This window comes from Vibrio metoecus (assembly GCF_009665255.1).
Taxonomy (GTDB): Bacteria; Pseudomonadota; Gammaproteobacteria; order Enterobacterales; family Vibrionaceae; genus Vibrio; species Vibrio metoecus_B.
On the sequence record NZ_CP035687.1, the window covers coordinates 684,770 to 706,798 of the forward strand.

Annotated in this window: 15 protein-coding genes; 5 read left to right on the forward strand and 10 right to left on the reverse strand. The window is 45.7% G+C overall.

Translation table 11 applies throughout. The features are described from left to right. Positions 1-31: 31 nt before the first annotated feature. The gene (locus tag EPB59_RS16545; RefSeq protein WP_154173921.1) at positions 32-1,906 is read right to left on the reverse strand and encodes a PhoX family protein; all 1,875 of its coding nucleotides are present in this window, start codon (positions 1,904-1,906) and stop codon (positions 32-34) included. A 292-nt stretch (positions 1,907-2,198) separates the two neighbouring features. On the opposite strand from EPB59_RS16545, the gene EPB59_RS16550 reads away from it, so the two are divergent. After that, positions 2,199-2,759 (forward strand): hypothetical protein, encoded by a 561-nt coding sequence (locus EPB59_RS16550; protein WP_154173922.1) that lies wholly within the window; start codon positions 2,199-2,201, stop codon positions 2,757-2,759. An 88-nt stretch (positions 2,760-2,847) separates the two neighbouring features. Further along, positions 2,848-4,413, forward strand: coding sequence for a methyl-accepting chemotaxis protein (locus tag EPB59_RS16555; protein WP_154173924.1), 1,566 nt, complete (start codon positions 2,848-2,850; stop codon positions 4,411-4,413). 77 nt (positions 4,414-4,490) lie between these two features. Here the strand turns inward: EPB59_RS16555 and EPB59_RS16560 are convergent, their stop codons facing one another. The 3 genes from EPB59_RS16560 to EPB59_RS16575 all read right to left on the reverse strand — a co-directional run bounded on the left by EPB59_RS16560 (position 4,491) and on the right by EPB59_RS16575 (position 8,994). After that, positions 4,491-5,327 carry an arginase family protein gene (locus EPB59_RS16560; RefSeq protein ID WP_195707128.1) on the reverse strand — a complete coding sequence of 279 codons (837 nt, stop codon included), beginning with the start codon at positions 5,325-5,327 and terminating at the stop codon, positions 4,491-4,493. Positions 5,328-5,333: 6 nt separating this feature from the next. Next, positions 5,334-6,068, reverse strand: coding sequence for an IclR family transcriptional regulator (locus tag EPB59_RS16565; RefSeq protein ID WP_001006058.1), 735 nt, complete (start codon positions 6,066-6,068; stop codon positions 5,334-5,336). Positions 6,069-6,444: 376 nt separating this feature from the next. Next, positions 6,445-8,994: a glycosyl hydrolase family 18 protein gene (locus tag EPB59_RS16575; protein ID WP_154173928.1), complete on the reverse strand. Its 2,550-nt coding sequence runs from the start codon at positions 8,992-8,994 to the stop codon at positions 6,445-6,447. Positions 8,995-9,427: 433 nt separating this feature from the next. Here EPB59_RS16575 and EPB59_RS16580 point away from each other — a divergent pair, with 433 nt between their 5' ends. Then, positions 9,428-10,063, forward strand: a complete 636-nt coding sequence (locus EPB59_RS16580) for a DUF2057 family protein (RefSeq protein WP_154173930.1) — start codon at positions 9,428-9,430, stop codon at positions 10,061-10,063. A gap of 96 nt (positions 10,064-10,159) precedes the next feature. On the opposite strand, the gene EPB59_RS16585 is transcribed toward EPB59_RS16580, so the two are convergent. Then, entirely contained in the window at positions 10,160-11,548 is a 1,389-nt protein-coding gene (locus EPB59_RS16585) for an SLC13 family permease (RefSeq protein WP_154173932.1), read from the reverse strand. Between the two features lie 313 nt (positions 11,549-11,861). Here EPB59_RS16585 and EPB59_RS16590 point away from each other — a divergent pair, with 313 nt between their 5' ends. Continuing rightward, a complete protein-coding gene (locus EPB59_RS16590) occupies positions 11,862-12,818 on the forward strand; it encodes an AEC family transporter (protein WP_195707129.1) in 957 nt (318 codons plus the stop codon). Between the two features lie 130 nt (positions 12,819-12,948). Next, positions 12,949-13,974, forward strand: coding sequence for an acyltransferase (locus tag EPB59_RS16595; RefSeq protein ID WP_195707130.1), 1,026 nt, complete (start codon positions 12,949-12,951; stop codon positions 13,972-13,974). A gap of 172 nt (positions 13,975-14,146) precedes the next feature. Here EPB59_RS16595 and EPB59_RS16600 read toward each other — a convergent pair whose 3' ends face one another. The 5 genes from EPB59_RS16600 to EPB59_RS16620 form a co-directional block, all read right to left on the reverse strand. Further along, positions 14,147-14,548 carry an MAPEG family protein gene (locus tag EPB59_RS16600; protein WP_154173935.1) on the reverse strand — a complete coding sequence of 134 codons (402 nt, stop codon included), beginning with the start codon at positions 14,546-14,548 and terminating at the stop codon, positions 14,147-14,149. Positions 14,549-14,610: 62 nt separating this feature from the next. Then, a complete protein-coding gene (locus EPB59_RS16605) occupies positions 14,611-15,711 on the reverse strand; it encodes a hypothetical protein (protein WP_154173937.1) in 1,101 nt (366 codons plus the stop codon). A 2-nt stretch (positions 15,712-15,713) separates the two neighbouring features. After that, on the reverse strand, positions 15,714-18,998 hold the full coding sequence (locus EPB59_RS16610) for a toxin VasX (protein ID WP_241666235.1): 3,285 nt from the start codon (positions 18,996-18,998) through the stop codon (positions 15,714-15,716). Beyond that, positions 18,995-19,861: a DUF4123 domain-containing protein gene (locus EPB59_RS16615; protein WP_154173939.1), complete on the reverse strand. Its 867-nt coding sequence runs from the start codon at positions 19,859-19,861 to the stop codon at positions 18,995-18,997. Before EPB59_RS16615 ends, EPB59_RS16610 begins: the two co-directional genes overlap by 4 nt. Continuing rightward, positions 19,861-21,945 carry a type VI secretion system Vgr family protein gene (locus EPB59_RS16620; protein WP_154173941.1) on the reverse strand — a complete coding sequence of 695 codons (2,085 nt, stop codon included), beginning with the start codon at positions 21,943-21,945 and terminating at the stop codon, positions 19,861-19,863. Before EPB59_RS16620 ends, EPB59_RS16615 begins: the two co-directional genes overlap by 1 nt. Between the last annotated feature and the right edge of the window lie 84 nt (positions 21,946-22,029).

Below are 22,029 nucleotides of genomic sequence, written 5' to 3' on the forward strand. Positions count from 1 at the left end.
CTTGGGATGAAACTAGAAAAAGTGAAAACGCTTATGCGCCAATCACCCCACCATCTTCACGAGTGATCATCATAATGGTAGAACGAGGCTTGCTATTACCACCATATGGGAAATGCGATGGCGCAGCCTCTTCACCCGGATGTTGTACACCCACAAACATGGTTTTTTGATCTGGACTGAAAGTTAAACCAGTAATTTCGCAAGCAATTGGTCCAGTAAGGAAACGCTGCACTTCTCCGGTAATCGGGTCACCGCATAACATTTGGTTATTCCCCTGCCCTGCAAAATCACCTTCATTCGAATAGTTACCGTCCGTTAAGATCCATAAGCGACCTGCGTCATCAAAACCTAAACCATCAGGGCTATTGAACATGTTGTCTGCAGAGATATTTTCACTTCCTGCATACAAGTTGCCTTTATGTACGGTTGGGTTACCTGCAATCAAATAGAGATCCCATGCAAACACATCATTGGTGTGATCGCCTTGTGCTGGCATCCAACGTACGATTTGCCCGTAGTTGTTCTTCTCACGAGGGTTCGGGCCACCCACAGGTTGACCTTCTTTACCGCGGTTTTTGTTGTTGGTCAGCGTGCAAAACACATGCTTTTTATCCGGGTGAACCGCAACCCACTCAGGACGATCCATCGTTGTTGCGCCCACTTGAGTCGCAGCACGGCGTGCAAAAATCAGCACTTCCGCTTGATCTTTAAAACCGTTCTCTGGCGTCAGCCCATTTTTACCAAAACTAAGTTCGATCCAGCGACCGCTGCCTTTGAGTTCCTTATCATTCATCTCGAACTTAGCCACGTACAGCGTACCTTCTTCGAGCAATTTACGGTTCTGTTCATCATTACCCGCTTGATAACGATTTTTTGAAACGAACTTGTACAAATGTTCGCCACGTTCATCATCACCCAAGTAGACAACAACATGGCCATCGTTATTGACCACTAATGCCGCATTTTCATGTTTAAAACGGCCAAGAGCGGTACGTTTCAGTGGCGTAGAATTCGGATTGTGTGGATCAATCTCAACCACCCATCCAAAGCGGTTCGGCTCTTTAGGGTTCTTGGTTACATCAAAACGGGCATCGTGTTTATGCCACTGGTAGTCACTGGGTGCCGCAGCAATCCCGTAACGCTTCTGGTCAGCATCGACACTGCCTTCTTGGTCCGCACCAAAGAAATCATCGAAGTTCTCTTCACAAGTCAGGTAAGTTCCCCACGGGGTTTGACCGTTCGCGCAGTTGTTAAAAGTGCCTAGCACTTTTAAGCCGCTTGGGTCATCTGCTGTTTTCAGCAGATCATGGCCAGCGGCAGGGCCGGTCAATAGCATCGGAGTATATGCGGTGATTCGGCGGTTCCGCTCACCTTGGCGATCAACCATCCATTGGCCATTCTTACGAACCACTTCCACGACAGTGACGCCGACAGCCGCTTGTGCTTTACGCACATCGTCAGCGGTCATCGCTTTACCTTGATGATCAAATAAATATTCGTAGTTGGTGTATTCATTGTTGATCGCGAGCACACCGCGATCATCATTGATGGGGAAAAAGCTCATGCCATCGGTGTTATCACCAAACTGCATTTCTTGTGCTTTGGAATCCTGTTTGCCGCTTTGATCGAACTCTGGGGCCTTAGCAAAAATAGGATCACCCCAAGACATCAAGGGTGTTGCTTTGTAGCCTTTAGGAACAATGACTGCATCTGCTGTTGAAACTGGGATCGGAGAAAAATTAAGCAGTTTGGATTTAGCAGGCGAAGCAACGGCCTGCGCTACAGGATTAAGTGCGAGAAATGCACCGGCACTCACCGCAGCACTTCCGGCCAAGAAATGGCGTCGAGACAGTTGCGCTTCAATCATTTCACTAAATTGGGATTCTTGCTCATCACGCTTCCACATTGGGGGCTCCTTGACTTTATGTTTATATCCTGATGATTCAGGTTAAGTAAATGTTGCGCAAGAGTAGCTACCTAAGATGACTGCTCGGTGAAATTTATGTTGCTAAAACATGACAAAGTGAGAAAAAAAACCAAAAGCTTAATCATAATTTAACTATTGAATTAAGCGCTCAACGCTAAGTTGTACTACCTTTCCTTTATTAGCACACTGCTAATCAATCAGTTGTATAGATGGCCATCCCATATTCGATCCCACGACTTGAGTTTATTGCTTCAAGTAAAAAGGAGTTTTTATGTACAAATCTCTGGCTCTTCTGGTTCTTGTCAGCCTCCCAACTCTGGCTAACGATTATCAAGCTCAGCTCACACAATATGTCCAAACAGAGGTCAAACAGATCGCTGCTGATCCTATGATCATCGATGCCGTCAAAGCGCAGAATGCGAAAAATGCCAACCTCACTCAGGGTGATATTGATCAGCTCGACAAAAAGTGGCGTGCCGAAGTCGGCCAAACGGATCAGCCAATGATTCAATCCATTCTCGCTACTCCTGCATCGCAAAAACTGCTCAACATTCAAAATGCGAGCGACGGAAAAATCACTGAAGTGTTTGTAATGGATAATAAAGGCCTCAACGTCGCACAAAGTGAAGTGACATCCGATTACTGGCAAGGTGACGAAGCAAAATGGCAAAACACATACCCTAAAGGTGCAGGGGCGTTCGATATCAGTGATATTGAGGAAGATGAATCAACTCAAATGTTCCAAGCTCAAGTGAGCTATACGGTGACAGATCCCAGTTCAGGAGAAGCCATTGGAGCGATTACCGTCGGCATCAATGTCGATGCACTGTGATCCCCACACTCTCCTGCCCACTTGAAGCTGAGATTTCTGGCAGCTTTAAGTGGGCTGAACCCTACAGCTTGGTTAGGTGGTTGAACTTATGAAATTAAGCATCAGTCGAATTCTCTTGCTCAGTGTGTCTATTCTCAGCTCTCTTGCTCTTCTGTCTTTGACATATTTAACATGGACAAAAAGCGTACGGGAAATGAATGCCATCAGCGCTGAAACCTTTGAAAAAACGGCTCTTTCTCTATCGGATAATGTTGCCACTGCAGTACGTTTTAATAAAACCAATGCACTTGCCGAACGAGTGGAGATTGAACTCAATGCGAACCCTGTCCAGCTGAAGAATGTGTACGCTTTTAATACCAAAGGAGAAGTGCTCTATAACGCTAAAAACACCAACGATACCTCCTCAAATTTAGCTCAGTGGTTTTCTCAGCTACCTACCGAAGGCGCCCAATTAAAAAACTCGGCCGATGGCAATGGATTATTCATTATCGTCCCTTTAAAAGCCGGAAAAAATGCAGATTTAGTCGGCTACCTCATGACTGAATGGGGATTCGATAAAGTTCAAAAAGTAGCTAGCCAGCTTCGTAATCAAGCTTTTATGCTCAGCCTCATTTTTATTGTTCTTACCCTCGTTGCGCTCTATTGGTTACTACGCCGAACATTATTAATGCCATTAAATGAGCTAAGAGTATTGTGTGATGCGTTAGCCAGCGGCAATTGCGACCTTGGCTCGCGGATTAACTTTCGTAAAGAGAACGAATTGGGGCAATTGGCAAACGCGATTGATAGTTTCATTGCCAAAGTAGAAAGTACCTTTGCTCCCATTAAAGATCGGATTGTGGAAGTCACCGACATCAGCCACAAAGTAGAGCAGCAAATTCGTAACTTGGAGGGGAATATCCACAACCAGCAAACGGAGATCACTAGCTCAGTGGATATTGGCCATCAAAGCCAAAACAGCATTCAAGCGGTAACCGAGAGTATTTCTGCGGCATCAGAATCTTTAAAACAAGCAGTCACCAGCAGTGAAGACAGTAAAGTTCAATTACGTGAAGCACAAACACAAAATCATCAATTAGTCGAAAAAGCCGAGATCACGACCAAAACAGCCGCAGAATTAAATACTCAAGTTGAAAAAGTGACCGACATTTTGCAAATGATCCGCAGCATTGCCGATCAAACTAACCTTCTCGCCCTCAATGCCGCGATAGAAGCAGCAAGGGCGGGAGATAATGGGCGCGGATTTGCCGTCGTTGCTGATGAAGTGCGCCACCTAGCGGAAAAAACCTCTGCGTCCACCAACCAAGTTGAAGCACTGTTGACTCAGCTCTCGGGTTATTCCAAAAACCTAATTGTGTATATGGAAGAAAGTTTAGTTGCATCAAAAAATTGTGTGCAAGCCATCGAAAGTGGCTCAAGCCTCGTAGATAAAGCGATTATCGATGTCAATCAAGCTAACCGCACGAACCAAAATGCCGTGCATGATAGTCAACTGCAGCATCGTTTAGTTGAGCAACTGTTAGGACAATTGAGCTTGCTGGATGAGCATGCGCGTGAGCTATTAGGCGACAGTGCGACGATGAGTCAACTGAGTCACGAACTCATGAAATCCGCCAACCAAACTCGTAATAATCTCAATCAACTCTCTCATTAAGAACAAAAATGCAACTGGCAGACGATGAAAACGTCTGCCAAATTCAATGATAAAAGGGGATGAAATCGTTTTGTAAATTACGCGGCATGCACTAAATGAGGTGCGATATCCATCAACTCATCAACAATTTCTTTAGTCTGTTTTGAATAAATCAGCTTATCTTTCGCACCTACGACTTGGATGTAGCGCACTTTGCCGGACAGCACCACTTGGCGCAGTACACGCAACACCATTTGATTATCCAAAACCTTGTGTTCTTCCAAACCATGACCAGGAACCAAAGAAGCCAAATCAATGTTGATCACTAATTGTTCACTGTGTTCAATATAGCTATTCAGTTGGTTTTTAAGTTGCGTACGATTTAAAAAACCACACTCTTCATGGCTTACCCAATCGCACCCGAGATCTTCGGCATACTCGCGTGTTTGTGTATTGGCATGTTCTGTATCTATCCCGATACAAAACAGTTTCGCTTGTACAAAGCGGGATAACGCAAAATGAAATGCGCTTCCCAGTTGCAAATCCAAGGTTTGCTTTAACTCGAAACCGTGTCCGATATGAACAATGCCGATATTCATGTTGTCTTGTGCCAACACAGGCAAAGTATGTAATACCATTTCATGGCAATTAACAAAAGCAACCGGAATTATTCCCATTGCGACCGATTGGCTAAGTGCTTGTTGGTAGTGTGTATCGCCTTTACCCTCAAGCACATAATGGTTTGCATCGGCATATTTCATTCCAGATTGTTGTTGGTACAACCAATCGGAAGCCACATCTAAACTTTGCTGCGCAAACTCAAACTCTACCAGCGACATCGGCTTTACGCGCTGACACACTGTCATAAAGCCAAACGTAGACGTTGGATGACTGGATGTACGATGTAAACGGTAGCGTTTGAATAAGCTAAGCATGATCAATTACCTTTCTGGTGGCAACGCGCGTGCGGCTTGCAGTACATGTAAAATTATCCGTTGTTTGTTGCTTTCGACTCGATGAGCAGGTGCCATCACCGAAATTGCCCCAATCAACTTACTCCCTTTCATTACCGGAGCACTGATCCCCGAAACTCCGGGATCAATTTCAGAGGTACTCACGGCATATCCATGACGACGTATTTTTTCAAACTCGCTCTGCCACTTGTCTAACGTCGGATCTTCGCCAAAATAGCGCAGGATCTTTTCACAACGAGCAGCAGGCATATACGCCAACATTACTTTAGATGAGGCACCTCGAAGCAGGGGTTGACTTTGACCCTGGACGAAGCTGCATCGAAGCGCCTGCATACTTTCTCTTTGGCTAACGCATAGGGCTCGATAACCGACAGGCACCATATACGCGGCCATTTCCCCAGTCTGTTTTTGTAGACGACTTAACACAGCTTCAACCGCATCGAGGTTATGTTGGCTGGTTTCGTAACTTCTCATCAGCAGCAATGCCGCTGGACCGATGATCAAGGTTTTGTCGTGCGGACTCTCTTCAATCAAGTTCCATTCTTTCAGCAGCTTCAAATGTCGATATAGGCTACTGAGCGGTACTTGCAGTTGTTCACTGAGTCCTTTCGCAGAGACAGGTTCTGGGTTTACTGCGACTTGCATCAGCAATTGCAGTGATTTTTCATTAACTTGGTTTGCTGAAATCTTTGTTTCGTTCATGTGTGCTTTTTAGCCTTTAATGGTGGGCACCTCAAATCTTGATTCTTGTATATCGAGAAATAGAGAAGAATTAAAGGATTGCATTCCCAATTGGTGAGAATGAGAGAGAAATTGGGCAAATTAACCAGAAAAATAAGGCTGACTCAGTCCAAAAACAAAGCCTGTTCAACGCAGCGACACCTCTTTTGCTTTGCCGCTGTTTGTATTTTGGGGATGGGGTCGCATCACGCTATTCCCTTATCCACCAAGAGAATGGCCATTCCCTTTACGACGAATGTATGGCGAGAATACACCAATAGAAAGAGGCTCTGCCTGTGCAGAGCCTCTCTTATCTGTTGAGAATCGTTACGTCTGAGGCCAGCTCAGATGCAGCCGATTAATGAGTAGAACAACTCGCGGCACCGAGGTCTTTCCATACCCCCCACTGACCTGATTTGCTTGGGTCTTCACCGCGGGTCCACCATTTGGCTTCCCACGTTTTTCCTGCCCAAGTCACTTGCTGACCGCCAGTGTAGATGCTTTCGGCATTCCACAAGTTGGTACAAGCATCACCACCTGTTCCTGCCTTTTTCTCAACCAATACGGAGGCTGAAGCTTTACTCGTGGCTTTCCCATCACTCACCGTTACCGTGAAATCCAATGTGGTGTCTTGCGTATACTCTCCTGCCACAAAGGTCACTTTTGCTCCTTGTACCGTTGCATTGACACCAACAGGTAAATCCCAAGTAAAGCTCAACGGATCTTGATCTGCATCGCTCGACGCGGAAGCATCGACCACCACTGTTGCTCCGGCTTTGACTGATGCAGGAGCAGAAACTGCCGCAACAGGTGCCGTGTTCACAGGTGTGGTGGACTTCGGATTGACGGTGACCACCACAGTATCGGTTGCCGTAGCACCTTTGTTGTCTGTCACGGTCAGTTTGAAAGTAAGCGTCTGCTTCTCTGTCACTTCTGCAGCGTTAAAAGTCGCTTTAACACTGTTTGCCCCCGTCAAGGTCACTGCAGGACCTGCGGTTTGCTCCCACAAGTAACTTGCAATACTTCCATCACTGTCTTTTGAAGCGCTGCCATCCAAAGATACGGCGGCTGGCCCCGTAACCGTGATGTCCGCTCCAGCATTGGCAACCGGTGCTTTGTTTGCTGGCGGTGTCGTTGTGCCACCTGCTAAACCTTCATGCATTGCATTCAGGATGTCACCGTTGTCGGCATCAATTTCCCATGAGAACAGGCCCGCTAAGCCAAGGTTACGTACGTAAGCCCCTTTTGCTTTCACTGAGCGATCATCATCAAAAGTGACAAGCTGACCTGTAGTACGGTTCCAAACCCAAGGCGCTTCCGCTTGCTCATCGTAGCCGTATTCAAAACCATTCACGCCCGTTTTATTGGCACCCAGCATGAAGTTTTTAACGCCTTTGTAATCAATGACACCCGCTTCCCAAACACCTTGTGCTGTCGTGCCTTTCAACTTGCCATTACCAACGCCCGTCATTGGATCGTTAGGATCTTTAAGCGAGGCAGGAGTCACCCCTTCCCAACCACGGCCATACATTGCTGCGCCCACGACAAGTTTGCTTGGTGGAACCCCTTGAGCCAGCAGCAGTTGAATACCGTTATCGGTCGTGTAAGCTGGGCCTTTGTACGGCTCGCCATTTTCATCCACGCCTTTACCATCACATTGACCAGGGCGCATGAACGAGCCACAGTTCAGCGCCGTTTGGTGGCCCAGTACGTTGTTCCAACCACCGTAGAAGTCATAAGTCATTGCGAAGATATAATCCATGTACTGAACGGCTTGGCCATAGTTCACATCTTCAATCTTGTCATGACCAACACCGATAGCCGACGTCAGTTCATATTTACGACCCGTTTCCGCTTCAAGCTCATCAAGCATAGCGCGCAGCTCTGCCATCAAGGCTACGTAAGCTGGGCCATCTTTTACCGGATCGCCAAGATCAGCCGCTTGACCGCCGCCGCCCGGGTATTCCCAGTCAATATCCACACCATCGTAGAATTTCCATGTTTTCAGGAAACGTTTCACAGAAGCGACAAACACATCGCGCTTCGCTTTATCGGTAAAGCTGAAGAAGGGATCAGAGAGTGTCCAGCCACCGATCGATGGGATGATTTTCAGATCAGGATACGTTTTTTTCAGCGCCATCAACATGGCGTAGTTACCTTTGATCGGTGAACTGTACTGATGACCCGCTTGTGGGAAACTCTTTTGATAAGCAGCCCATGGATCGTGAATGACCACTTCAAAATCTGGCACACCTTTACATGCAGTTTGCAGAGCGTTAAAACTGTTACCGCCAACCGATTTCAACGATTCATTTTGACCACAGATCGGAATAAAACCATACAAAATATGCGTTAGGTTCTGCCCTGGGATGTTATCTACCGTAAACTTACGATCATAAATACTCCATTCAACAAAATAAGTGCCAACCACGGTATTCTGCGGTGTAGTGTAAGGCTTGTTGTTAGGGTCAACGTTCATTTTCAATGGCTTGAGGTGTGAACCATCGGTATCCGCAATTGTGATTTCGCTTGGTGTACTCTTAGTACAACCAGTGGCATCACACGCTTCAACCATCAATTGATATACACCGCCCTTAGGATAGGTAAATTGCGCTGTGGTTTGGCTACCGTTGATTGGACCAGAAGCGACTTCCACACCATCAAAATAAATCTTATAAGTGTTGCCAGTTTCACCGCTCCATTGATTGAATTTAAGTGTGATCGGTGCTTGGTCGTGGTATTTCACCATCTGGTTGTAACCCGCCGTGCTTTCCATCGCGAGTTCAATTTTCGAGAATTGCAGATTGTTCGACCCATACACGTCAACACTAGGAGCCGAGGGTGCTGCCATTACCATGCCCGAAAGAGCACAGGCAATACTTGCGGCGCACAGAGTAATTCGATTCATAAGTTATATCTCTCTTTCCTTAGATGTTTCACTTTTATCAATGACTGCTAACACACCTATAAATGGCGTGAAGGCATCGATTGTCAGTATCTGAGAGACTTTTTTATTTGCGAAAAAAAATTAATCACTTTTCGAGTCATAAGTCGCTAATTTTCCGAAATCAGCGAGAAGTTGCAGAAATTAAGCAATCTTGAGTCAAGAATTTAGAATTTTGACAAAACAAATTGGCATTCATTATTGATTTACGCTATCAGACCGCTCGTTTTCAGAATATTTACCTTATATTGTACGAAATGTATTCTGATTGATTTTTCTGTTAAGTTTCAGTGAATTTGCTTTGCTTTGTGGCGGTCAAACCTTGCCTTTTACTCCTGAAGAGCGCACCCTTTGCCGCACTCGTCACAGAACGAAATACACAAAAAAGGATTGAAAAATGAAACCTATGCAACGTCTCACTTGCTTGCTCGCCCTTTGCTTTGCCGCATCAGCAAGCGCCAAAGTGACCATGGATATTCCCGATACGATTGATCTACTGGTTGTAAACGGAGAAAGCCCGAAACTCTCCGGTGGCTTTTTTGACGCCACGAAAAAGCTTGAACTAGAAGATGGTGAGCAGCAAATCGTCTTTCGTTATGTACCATATTTCAGCCAAGGTAATGATCGCATCATCATTGAGAGTGAAGTGGTGATTGCCACTTTTGATGCGGCTAACCAAGAGCTCAATTTTGATATGCCCAAATATCGTGATGCTCCGCAGGCAACTAAAGCGATCAAAAACATGCAGTGGCGACTGGTTGACCAACAAGGTAAAGCAGTTGAGCTGCGTCAGGATCGCCTAATCAAAGATGGCATGCAGATTGGACGTAATTTTGAATTTGAAGCTTCTGAATATAATAAAAAAAGCGGCGTGGCAGCATTAACTAGCTCGATCACGGTTCAACCAATGGCTCAGCAAGAGATTTCCAATGCAACCGCCATGGCAGCGGCTGAAGAGATGCTGCATTTTTGGTACAACAAAGCCGATGTAGAGACAAAAGCTCGCTTTAAAACCTTTATTAATCAACAGTAAAGACTTTTTTCTGCTGATTACTCTACGCAAGGCGGAATACAAAACTAAACGAGGCCTCAAGGGCCTCGTTTTTTATCCTTCAATACACCAGTTAACTTACTGCCAAAATAGCATCGCAATCGCGGTGAGCAGTCCAATACACGCAATATTGAGATAAAGCCCAACGCGCATCATCTCGCTCTGCTTAATATGACCTGATGCAAACACAATAGCATTCGGCGGGGTTGCCACTGGCAGCATAAAGGCGCAGGAGGCCGCAACCGCAATCAATACCGATAAGAGCACAGGTGACATGCCAAACGCTTCTGCTACGGTGGCAAAAACAGGGATCAGCAGAGCCGCACTAGCTGTGTTACTCGCAAACTCCGTTAAAAACACCACAAAGGTTGCCACCACTAGAATCACTACGAAAATCCCCATATGGGAAACCATATCGCTCAAAGCGTTGGCTAAAAATACACTGGTTCCGGTCTGTTTCAGCACATTACTCAAACACAGACCGCCACCGAACAGCAGCAATACGCCCCAATCAGCGGTTTTCTGGATCTCTTTCCAATGCACAACACGTGCAAAACTGAGCATTAAAATCGCCCCTAGCGCCACCAGCGTATCAAAGCTTTTGAAACCACCCAGCGCAGCGTTAATTGGGCTACTGAAAATCCATAAAAATACGGTTAAACCAAAGATGCCAAGGGTGACAACTTTGCCTTTATCCCAATTAACAGGAGTATGATCCAATTCAAACGTGCCATTGAGAGTCGGCTTTAACAGGAAGTAAAGGATTGCAATCGCCATTGGCAACATCATCATCGCCGTCGGTAAACCAAACTTCATCCAGTCAGTAAACGAAAGTCCGACTTCAGCCGCTGCAATCGCATTCGGAGGACTACCAACCAGAGTCGCGATACCGCCAATACTTGCGCTGTATGCGACGCCCAACAGAACAAACACGTAAGTGCTGCGTTGTTTGTCTGCATCGACTTTACTTAATACCCCCAACACCAGAGGCAGCATCATCGCAGCTGTGGCGGTATTGCTGATCCACATCGAGAGCACTGCGGTAACACCAAACAGCATAAAAACCGCCACGCTCATTTTGCCTTGCGCCATTGCGAGGACTTTATCGGCAATCACTTTATCCAGTCCTTGATGGTGCATAGCTGCTGCCAGTGCAAAACCACCTAAAAATAGGAAAATGATCGAGTTGGCAAAGTTATTCAGCGCCGCTTGGGTTTCGAAAATACCGAAAAAAACCGCCATCACGGGGACAAGAATCGCGGTAACCGTCACGTGCAGCGCTTCGGTTAACCAAAGCACCGCAATGAAGGCGAGCATACTGATCCCCAACACCACATTGTGTTCAAAGGGGAGAAAATGGTAGAGCGCGAGAAAGAGTGCAACATCCGCCAAAACAATCAGGCTGTTACGATGAAGGAACCATTCTCGGGTATTGGTGGGCAGAGGGACACTATCGTTTCTGTTCATTATTATTTTCCTTATGAGGGCCTTTAGGCGACGCCATGATCCCACAGATTTAAACAGAAAAGATAATTATCATTGCAAAATTGTTAAGCTTATCAAAAGCGCGATTACAAATTTAACATATTGAAATGATTTGAAATTCATTGTTGGAACACTTTGTAATCAGGAAAGTTATGCAAGCGTTTAAAACCTATTCACCAATTGGATACTAGATGCACAAAAATCGCTCACTGAGAATTGCCGCAAATTCCAATTTGTCTTCACCGCGATCTGTGGAAGAATGCAAAGCTTGCGAGCGTATATCCAAAGGATTGATATGACAGATATCATTGCTCAATTACAGTTTTCCGCCACCATCACAGGCCCGATCTGCCTTATGCTCGGCTTAGGCGTGTTTTTTAAACGGATTAACCTGATCAATGAGAATTTTATTGAAGTCGCATCGCGGATTGTTTTTCAGGTCACCCTCCCAGCGATGTTATTTTTGAGCATCGTCAGTTCAAAACACGATTTTTCATCTAGCACTTCTTTAGTGCTTTACAGCCTAACAGCCAATATTCTGTTTTTTCTCTTTACTCTATTCAGCACTCGAAAGCTGATCGACAGGCCTCATGATTGGGGAGTGATAACGCAAGGTGGATTTCGAGCCAACACCGCGATTATTGGATTGGCTTATGTTGCCAACACTTATGGCAACGCGGGGGTCGCCCTTGCGGCTATCTACGTCGCCTCGACCACGGTTTTGTTCAACATTCAGGCGGTGATTGCTCTCACACCACGTGGAGAAAGTAATGGTTGGCAAGCGGGAAAATTGATGTTTAAAACACTGACCAAAAACCCGTTGATCATCTCTATCCTACTTGGTTTTCTATGCTATCTCGCCAGTGTACCAATTCCTAAAATTGTGACTGATGCTGGCCACTACTTCGCCAATATGACCCTGCCATTAGCCCTGCTTTGTACTGGTGGTTCACTGAATCTCAACTCTTTGAAAGACGATCGTAACTCCGCTTGGTTTGCAACCGGTTATAAGCTAATTCTCTCGCCTTTACTGATTACTGGTGGCGCTTGGCTACTTGGCTTTCGAGGCTTAGATCTCGGCCTACTCTTTTTGATGACATCCGCACCCACCGCGGCAGCCAGTTATGTGATGGCAAGAGCCATGGGTGGAAATGCGACACTGGCAGCCAATATTATTGCCCTGACCACCGTGTTTTCACTGTTTACCTGTACGCTTGGTATTTTCCTGCTTTCTAGTTTTGGAGTGATCTAATCACCACAGGTGAGCACTGGATCGCAAATTCTCTCTTAGGGTTAAGTGCAAAGGTAAAAAACGACATAAATCAATAGAATTGAGATTTGAATGGCGTAATGTCGGCTTTTTTATTTTGCCGAGTGTCGTTATGTCAAACCATCAGAAAATCGCTAGCCTTGAGCTTGGGCGAGTAATCGCCATGCTGGCAATTATTGCTTTGCATTGCCAACTTTTTACCAGTTATTGGTACACCAATGAAGAACCATGGGTGGCCTACTTATTTAACCAATCCACCCGTTTTGCTGTTCCACTGTTTTTCCTTATTTCGGGCTATTTGCTCCAACCCAAACTCAGCCAGAACCCAATGCAAACCTTGCGTAATTACTGCTCACCATTACTGAGGATATGGGTGATTTGGAGTGTGATTAGCCTATTGATGCCCTTCAATCTCGGAGTGGTAGTTAATCAAGGCTACCTCGCTGAGCGTTCAGGCTATTGGGGATTTTTGCTACAACACCCACTTAACTCACTGTTTGAAGGCGGGCTTGTACACCTTTGGTTTTTACCTGCACTGATGATTGCGGTTGCCATCATGGCACTGTTGATCCGCCAACAAAAAACACACTGGATGCTACCGTTTGCCATCGGGTTATACCTCTACGGTGAATTTGCAGGAAGCAGCGCCGTCGTCACTGGCATGAGCGCGCCCATCTATACTCGTAACGGCCCATTTTTCAGCACTTTGTTTGTCGTGGTCGGTTATCTGATTCGTGAAAGGCGCATCCTGTGGCAAGCGCGCTCTGCATTGTTATTGGCGATGCTAGGAATGGCTTTTCACTTCGTTGAAGCCTATGGCTTACATCAACACGGGCAGGTGTTTAACACCAATGATTATCTGTTTGGCACCGCTTTGTGGGCGATTGGGCTATTTCTTTTCCTGCTCGCCAAACCCGATTTAGGTCGAAAACCTTGGGTATTTTCACTGTCACAAAGCATCCTCGGCTTTTACATCAGCCACCTTTTAATGGTTATCGTAATGATGAACCTCGCTGGTATTTTAGGCCTAGCAGGCTTGCAGAAAGACGCACTGATCCTATTTGGCACTTTGATCACCACTTATCTGCTCGTGAAAGGCATAGAACGTACACCACTTAAGCACCTGTTATTTCGATAGCAATAAGCGTGAAACCACAAAGGGAGCGAACGCTCCCTTTGCTTTTTACCGGAAATAGTACTTATCCCCAAACGACTTGGAGTTGCAGGTAGGCGGCAAGTGGGTTCATCCCCATGAGCATAGACAAACTATGTGATTGGGTTGAACGAACGAAGCCAACACCGCTGCAGCTTCAAGTAGGAAGGGGATAGAAGAACTTGCTATAAGGCAATTCCCATAAGTTTAACACCATCAGCACCACTAAGCAGCCAAAAGTGAGCTGCATACCGCGCACACGATTAGGAATGGTGGCTTTAAACATCGAATCAGCGTGTAACACCCGCCCTACCACAAAGGCCACGCCGAGTGCGTGAATCCACCACACATTAACCCCATTCATTTCAGCTAAACCGAGTAGGATTAGGAAAATGGGAATGTATTCCGTCGCATTACTCTGCGCACTGCGCGCCCGGACTAAGGCATCCACACCACCATCGGCAAACAGCACCTGATGTTTACGCCGCTGACGAATCACCTGTACGGCTAAATAAATCAACCAGCCGCACAGCACGACGGCATATCCTGTTGTGACCATAATCTATCCTTATTTCTTATTGGCTTGACGCGATGAGTGTAAGTGCAAATGGGAAAAATAAACTATTGAGTAGCTGGATTAAAATCCATAATGCCACCACCCGCTTCATAGTGTTTTTCTATCGCTGCGCGTTGCCTCAATAATTCCTCACTCGGTTTAGCCCATTCACTTTCAGGAATAGGCTTAGACCACTCCTCAACCTCTTTTGGTAAGTCAACTTTTGCAAGATTATCCGTCCATTCAGATACCCAATAAGGCAACTTCCATCCACTCAGAATATGAAATAAGTAATAAAAAAACATCGAGGCGTAAGACACCCAAGGCGCGTTAGAATTAAGAATAAACCAACACTTGGGGCCTTTTTGAAATCTATCACACATCTCGCGACGGCTCTTGTCAAAATAGGCACGATCCTCTTTGATAAAGGGACTTGGCACCGGGCGTCGAGTGAGTGGCTCATCCATATACATACGCATCGTCTCCCACATACGCTGTCCATCAGTTACAGAGGCTATCGGGCGTCGCAGTGTCCAGTAATCCTTACCATCTGGCGTAGGAATAGCAAGACCAAAAGTAAAATGCGTTACCATACTGTTACCTGTAGTGCCTCTATTCAATGCCAGCCAACACACCACCTCTTCCCATGGGGCAATAATCGATTTTTTCTCTCTGTCAGAGTAATAGCAAATCTCACGGCGTTGTCGATTTAGCCGAATCGGGCGCTGACGGGCAAAATCGATAGACGTGCCGATAATGACCTGACAGCTAACACAAAGTAAAAGAAAAAAAGCAATAGTTAGTGACACGGCAACGTCATTGAAAGACTCGAGAAATGCGATAAAGAACGAACCGAAGAGTTGCATATCTCGATGACCTACATAAAACAAAATCAGCAGAATCACGATGGCAGAAACACTTATCCCAGAACTCATTATCTGCACCTGCCAAGCTTTACCCTGATTGCGTTGCCCAATATCTAGGTAGGTATCGTTGATTTCCAGAATCTCGGGTGACTGAACTATTGTCTCTGAGGCAATTTTGGCCGAAGGCAACGGTTTAGGTGAAAAAAACACCGCCTCTCCGGTTAAAAATTTGCGCGTATTGCCAGCCTTAGGCACAAGCTCTTTGAGATCGATATCTTGACTCTTCTTTTTCCAAAACATAATTATGTCACTTTCCAATAAATTTGCTGGGTAGTTAACGGAGCAAGATGACCAGCAGAGAGGTTTCTCGCTTTAAACAGCGCAACTTCACTAAGTGGACCAACACGGGTAAAGCTTTCTGCTTGAAAACGCAGAATATCTTTCTCTGACGTATCTGCCATCGGGAAATAATGCAACTCAATGGCAATCCCGTGCTCGGCATTGATTTCAGAACCATACAAAGGTAGTGCTACCACTAGCGGCTCGTGAGTCTCACTCAAACATACCCATTGTTGTTCTAGCTCTTGGGTCCATGGCTGCCAGTTGTTATCACGTAAGCTAGTTTTCCAATAGGCCGACAACATCACACCCGCATCATCCAATGTTTCGCGACTAATACCTGGAAAGCTCAATATCAAAGCTTTACCCTGCTCAAACTCACGGATTTCGACACTCGGCTTAGCTGAGATTCTTGCTAACTGAAGGTTACTCTGTTCAAGAGAAATTGACGAAGGCGACTTACCCCACTGGCAGTTTGCAAACCAAGTGAGGTATTGAGAAAGATTAGTGCGGTTATACCACACAGTCGCCCCTAGCTGTATGGCAGAGATAGCAATACCAATCAAAGTTAAACGAATACTTAGTGAAAGCAAATTAGCGCCATTTCTTGCCCAGATACCAGCGCGAACAGCTTTATCTGCTTTAAAAACTGCATAAGCAACCTTTCCGCTCTCTCTTATACCAACGTAATTGACTCCAATCATTACACCTTCTGCCGCCAATGTAATAGAGGCCTTGGTATCACCTTTTACAACCGCATCGTACCCAGCAGAGGTTGCTTTTACGACTGAACTAATACCACCAAATATATATGCCCATCCACCCAGCATCACGGTCCATTTACCAAGATTGGCACCATAAACAAGTTGACTGACTTTACTACTGACCAACTTGATGGCAGCCATATCTGTTGCAGCCCGTACCCCCTGCACAAAACCTAAAATACCACTTAATGCACCAGTCATCTCTGAGATAAGCAATGCAGTATCCTTATTACGTGCCTTATAAGCATTACTGATGGAAAAACAGACTAGTATCAAAGACAGCACATCCCACTTTCCTGCCTTAATACGTACTGAATATTTACCCAAATTGACGCTTCTAGTTTTCAACTGGTGCAGATCAGCTGCCATCTGCTTCATATCTGCGTGTGTTTCTGCAGACAAACCTTTGATGTAATAACCAACTTTGGCAGGGCTATCACCAAGAGGTGAAAGGGCTTCTGCGAGTTTATTTTCCATAATAAGTAGATTTGACTGATTGCGTTTCAAATCCTGACGCATCTTAGATATCGAAGCAGACTGATTAATTGATTTTCCTTGCTTACGTAATTTTACCAGTTCCTGCCGGAGCTGATTTTTCAAGCTGACGTTCTCCTCACGCATACTCACCGCTTGATTACGCAGCATATCAAAAGCTTCAAATTCTGCTTTATTGGCCAACCCAACGGAAACTCCACTAACTTGATAAGCTTTAAGCATATTCAACCAAGCACTTCCAGAAAGATCTCGAAAAACCCTCTTAGGATCAAACTGTTTATTGGCATTAGCATCTTCCAGAAATTCCGACGTCGCTTTAGCGAGTACTAACGTATTCGCCTGGGCATAACTGGCGTCGATCAAAGAATCAAAGGCTCGCATGCCTTCATCCAGTGAAATCAACCTACTGCCCCAGTCTTGACCTGTAAATTCTTGAGCCAGTAAGCCGTTTAGCTCTAAGCCTATGGTGTTGATAGCTGTAAGATCATCTTCAGCTGCAACCAACTTTTGCAGCTCGCTGATTTTCTTTTGTATTTCCTGGGTAATTTTATCGAAATTTTCGGCAGGCAAGGTAAACAGACCACGATAGGCAATCCAAGGCATTTTATCCAACTGGTCAGCGATGAGCTTACTGGATGTCTCACTCCAGCAAATATCCTGAATACAGGCGTATTCGGTTGCGAGCAAATTTTGCAAGCTCTCAACGTTTGTAGCATCAAAATACCAAGCCGCTGGATAAAAACGACTAAATAATGCCACTCTGTCTTCGGTGATTTGTTCTAGTAGCACTTGCCAGTAAGCCAGTTTTTCTCGTTCTTGTTTTAGAAACGCTTTCATCTCATCTTCATTGATAAGATCCAAAATACCAAGCGTACCCGCATTAGAATCCCAAAACTTGAAACTATTTATACCATGCATTTGACGTTGGTATTGATCTTCAATATCACCGATTAATTCTTGATATTTCTTCCAAAGATCTGCACCAAGAGCATCTTTTAGCTGATTCCTTTTTATCGCATTGAGTCGAGCATGGTTACTACCACGTTCTTCTTGAAATTCAAGCCACTCAACGATTGCTTGCTTTTGGCTGTTATTGAGCTCGTTTATGAAGGTAGTGTCACCAATCGCAACAGCGAGTTGGTCAACTTTATCTGGAGAAAGAGTGATTTGCGATTCAATATAACATCCTTCGACAAACTGTTGATATCGTTTCTCATCAGACGTCCAATCTTCTAGTGATGTTGCGACCAGTGCTTGAAATGAAGCTAAGTCTCTGAGGATACCAATATCATCATTAAGGATAAGGTAAAAATGGCCGTTTCTATATTGGCGTAGAACTTTGGCACTTAACTCAGTAAAGTCGATTTGACGGTATAGTGGTTTATGCTCCCATTGATAAGTCTGGTAACTCAGTGATGACGTCTGTGAAACTACTTTTTCCGCACATTCAGCAATCAGGGAAGATGCTTGTTTAGGCGTCAACAAATTTTCTCCACCAGTCAGCGGGTTTACCTGCAATAAGCTCACCCGCTGCATAAAGCGTTTTCTATCTTTATCATTCTTAATGACTTGTGAACATTTTCTCGCTGTCCATTGAACTTCCGAGTAGCACGCATAAAGGATATCGGTCTTTTTGAACACAAGATTAGCATCACCAACAGTCGTTGTTCTGACATCTTTATCAACGTCACTATCTTGCCATAACAAAGTAGTAATCTGTCCACCTTCGGTCCGATACTCATGAAGTAGCCACGCTTCCTCTTGCTTCATCAAAATATATAACCAACCATCACGAAGTAAGCGAACTCCGATAGGTTTTGACTTAGTTTCGAAAGGAGGTGAAGCAACACCTTTAACAGAAAGAGTTTCTACTAGCCCATATCTAACTGGAATAAGTTGTATTTTATCAATGGCTAATGGACAAACAGCAACGGGGCTTTGGGCATCTTTAGTATCACCACACATGGCGGCTTGAAGAGGTGAGCTCACGATCTTTGCTCCTGAATATATTGATGAGAGTATTGCTCTGCTAGTAAGGCAGCCTGCTCGATACGCTGCGAAGGTGTCTGCTGTGATGTTTGGTGTATAAGCTGATAAATGTCAGGATAAATTGGAGATGCAATGGCCTTAATACCAAGAAACCCAATTACATTAAAGAATAACAACAAGTCTCGTTCAGAATTAAAACCCATTTGATATGCATTTTGCGCTTGTTGATTAAGCCACCCCTCTACATCTGCATACTGTGAAATTGTTTCGGGAAACCATTTACACATGTGATATGCAATATTTTCCAGTGCATTACGCCAAGAAATCTGCCCCATCATCTGCCACTGTTCATCAGACAATTTGTACATACCCTCTGAAATAGTGGGTATAGAATCTGGTTTACTTAATAACTCCCAGCCACTTTTAGTAGGGAGCCAAGCTTGTTCCATCACTTGCCATAACCGAGCAACTCGAGTTTGCAGCAAGACATAAGCACATTCACTATTGGCCATTTTCAAAAATACCGATGTACCATAGGGTGAAAGTACTTTAATCAGACATCTTATGCTCTCTGCTACATCATCCAGTGGTAATGAAGATGAGAAAAAATAACCGACTCGGGTGTTATTCAGATCAAAAAACCATTGCTTTACGGGGTCAGTGGCTTGCACTAAATACGGGGATACCTCGATCAGTTGGTTGTATGGTTCATAGAGATAAATTGGCTCTAAATTTAACTCGCCACTCAAGCTATACAACTGTTTAGCAATGTGCTCAACCTGTGCTCCATCAACCAATAGATACAACGTTTTATTCGGTGCAATAGCGGTATCAGGCAAAACCGTAATCATCTCCATATGCATCACAAACTTTTTGCCTCTTCACACACTTCACACACAGGTGCAGGACCTTTGAGTGCTTCAATTTGTCGCGCCTTAAGTAAAGGTGACATGGACTGCTGAGTGGGAGTTACCGCGGCTAGCTCAATCTCTTGCGGCGTTTTGGCTTTATCCACCCCTTGTGGCAACTCGGCCATTTTACCGCCATAGCCTGAGCCGCTGCCTGCGCTGCCGCCAGAGTTGAGGTTAATAGCAGAGCCGACGACGTGCACACCGCCAGCATCGACTTTAATAAAACTGCCGCCGGCTTTGATGGTAAGCTCGTTGCCTGCTTCCAAGACCAGTTTGTTACCCGCTTTAAGGTGAACCTCTGTGCCTGCATCATAAATCGCTTTGCTGCCGATTTTTTGCTGCAATGAACCGCCGATTTCGCTGCTGCTGTCGAGTTTGACGAGCGTGCGACTCTCCCCCTCCACCGTCAGGTGTTGGTTGTGCTTAATCTGAGTAAATTGGTCATTTTCAACGGTCAGGTGTTGGTCGTGGCGAATGACCGTGGTGTGGTCGTTTTCAATCAAACCATCAAAGTCTTTCTGCGCATGCAGGTAGATTTGCTCTTTGCCTGCTTGGTCTTCAAAACTGAGCTCGTTAAACCCTTCCCCTTGGTGCGTCTCGGTGCGCAGCACGGTTTTGGTTTTGTGCTCAGGCAAAGTGTATGGCGGCGTGTTGGTCGCGTGATAGGTGCGACCGGTGATGATCGGTTGGTCTGGGTCGCCGTTTAAGAAAGAAACAATCACTTCATGACCGATGCGCGGAATGGCGATAAAGCCGTATTGGCTGCCCGCCCAACCTTGTGACACCCGTACCCAACAGGAGCTTTGCTCGTTACCGTTCGAGTAGCGGTCCCACGGAAAGTGGATTTTCACCCGTCCGTGTTCATCACAGAAGATTTCTTCGCCTTCAGGGCCGACAACCGTCGCGATCATTGGGCCATCGACTTGCGGTTTAGGTTGTGGCTCAGCACGCCAGTGGAGGTGCCCTGGAATTAAACTAAATTGGTTACTGTAGGTAGTAGCGCCGCTGCCGCCCTCTTCTTGCAATGCCTGCGGCTGCTCACCTTGGTGGTTAATAGAGACCACCACCCAATCGCGGTTCATCTTGGGGTCAAGGTGCTCTTGCAGGTCAAACTTATAGCCGGCACGCAGCAGCGGCTCGTTGCTCTGCCCTGTTGCGGTGTGGGCATGGCGGCGCAGGTAGTCTAAACGGATTTGGCTAAAGGCTTCACCATTTGCATCGTCTTTATAACGCCCAGGGGCATCAAAATGTTGGTAGCGGGTTTGCTGATAATCCAGCTCCGTGCCCTGTACGGTTTGTAAAAAGGAGTACGCTGGCTTTTTGAAGCTGTAGTCTTTGAGCTGAACTTCGCTCACTTCCGCTTGGGTGCGATAGGTTAAGCCGTGGATATACGGCGTATCCATCGTGCCGCCCGCTAAGGCGTTGTACGGGATGGGCTCCAGAAGTTTGCTTAGGCTGTCACTGGCATCACTGAAATAGAGAGTATGTTTGCCCGCTTCATGGACAAAGCTGTACACCAAGCCTTCTTCAGCGGCGAGGCGGTGCAGAAAGTCGATATCGCTTTCGCGGTACTGCACACAAAACTCACGCTGCACGCAATCACACTTGAGCGCAAAAGCGTAATCGTTAATGCCCATCTCTTGCAGCAAGATAGAGAGAATTTCTGGGACAGTTTGCTTTTGGAAAATGCGGCTATTGTGGCGCAGAGATAAGCGCTCTAAGGCAGGCACTAAAGCGAGTTCGTAGAAGGTGTGGTGATGGCCGATGTCACCTTGGCTAAAGGCACGCACGATGCCATGGACGCGCTGCACCAGCTGTGAGTTGCGGTAAAGCTTCAGCTCAGCACGCTTATCGACCATCTGCTCAGCGGTCAGGTTTGATACCCGACTCGCCAGTTGCACTTCGTAGCGAAACCCGTAACAGGCTTGCTCTAAAAAGACGCTGTTGGAGAGTGACTCCTGCCCATGAAAGCCTCTGACCACCAGAGTCTCATCTTCCAGCCCTTCCACCTCAATGCTGTACGCTAATGTCGCCATCCTGCCTTTCCTTCTCCTACATTAAAAATGGCAAAACCTTAAACCCACAATACCGCGCTAAACGATACTCTGGGTTTAAGGTTT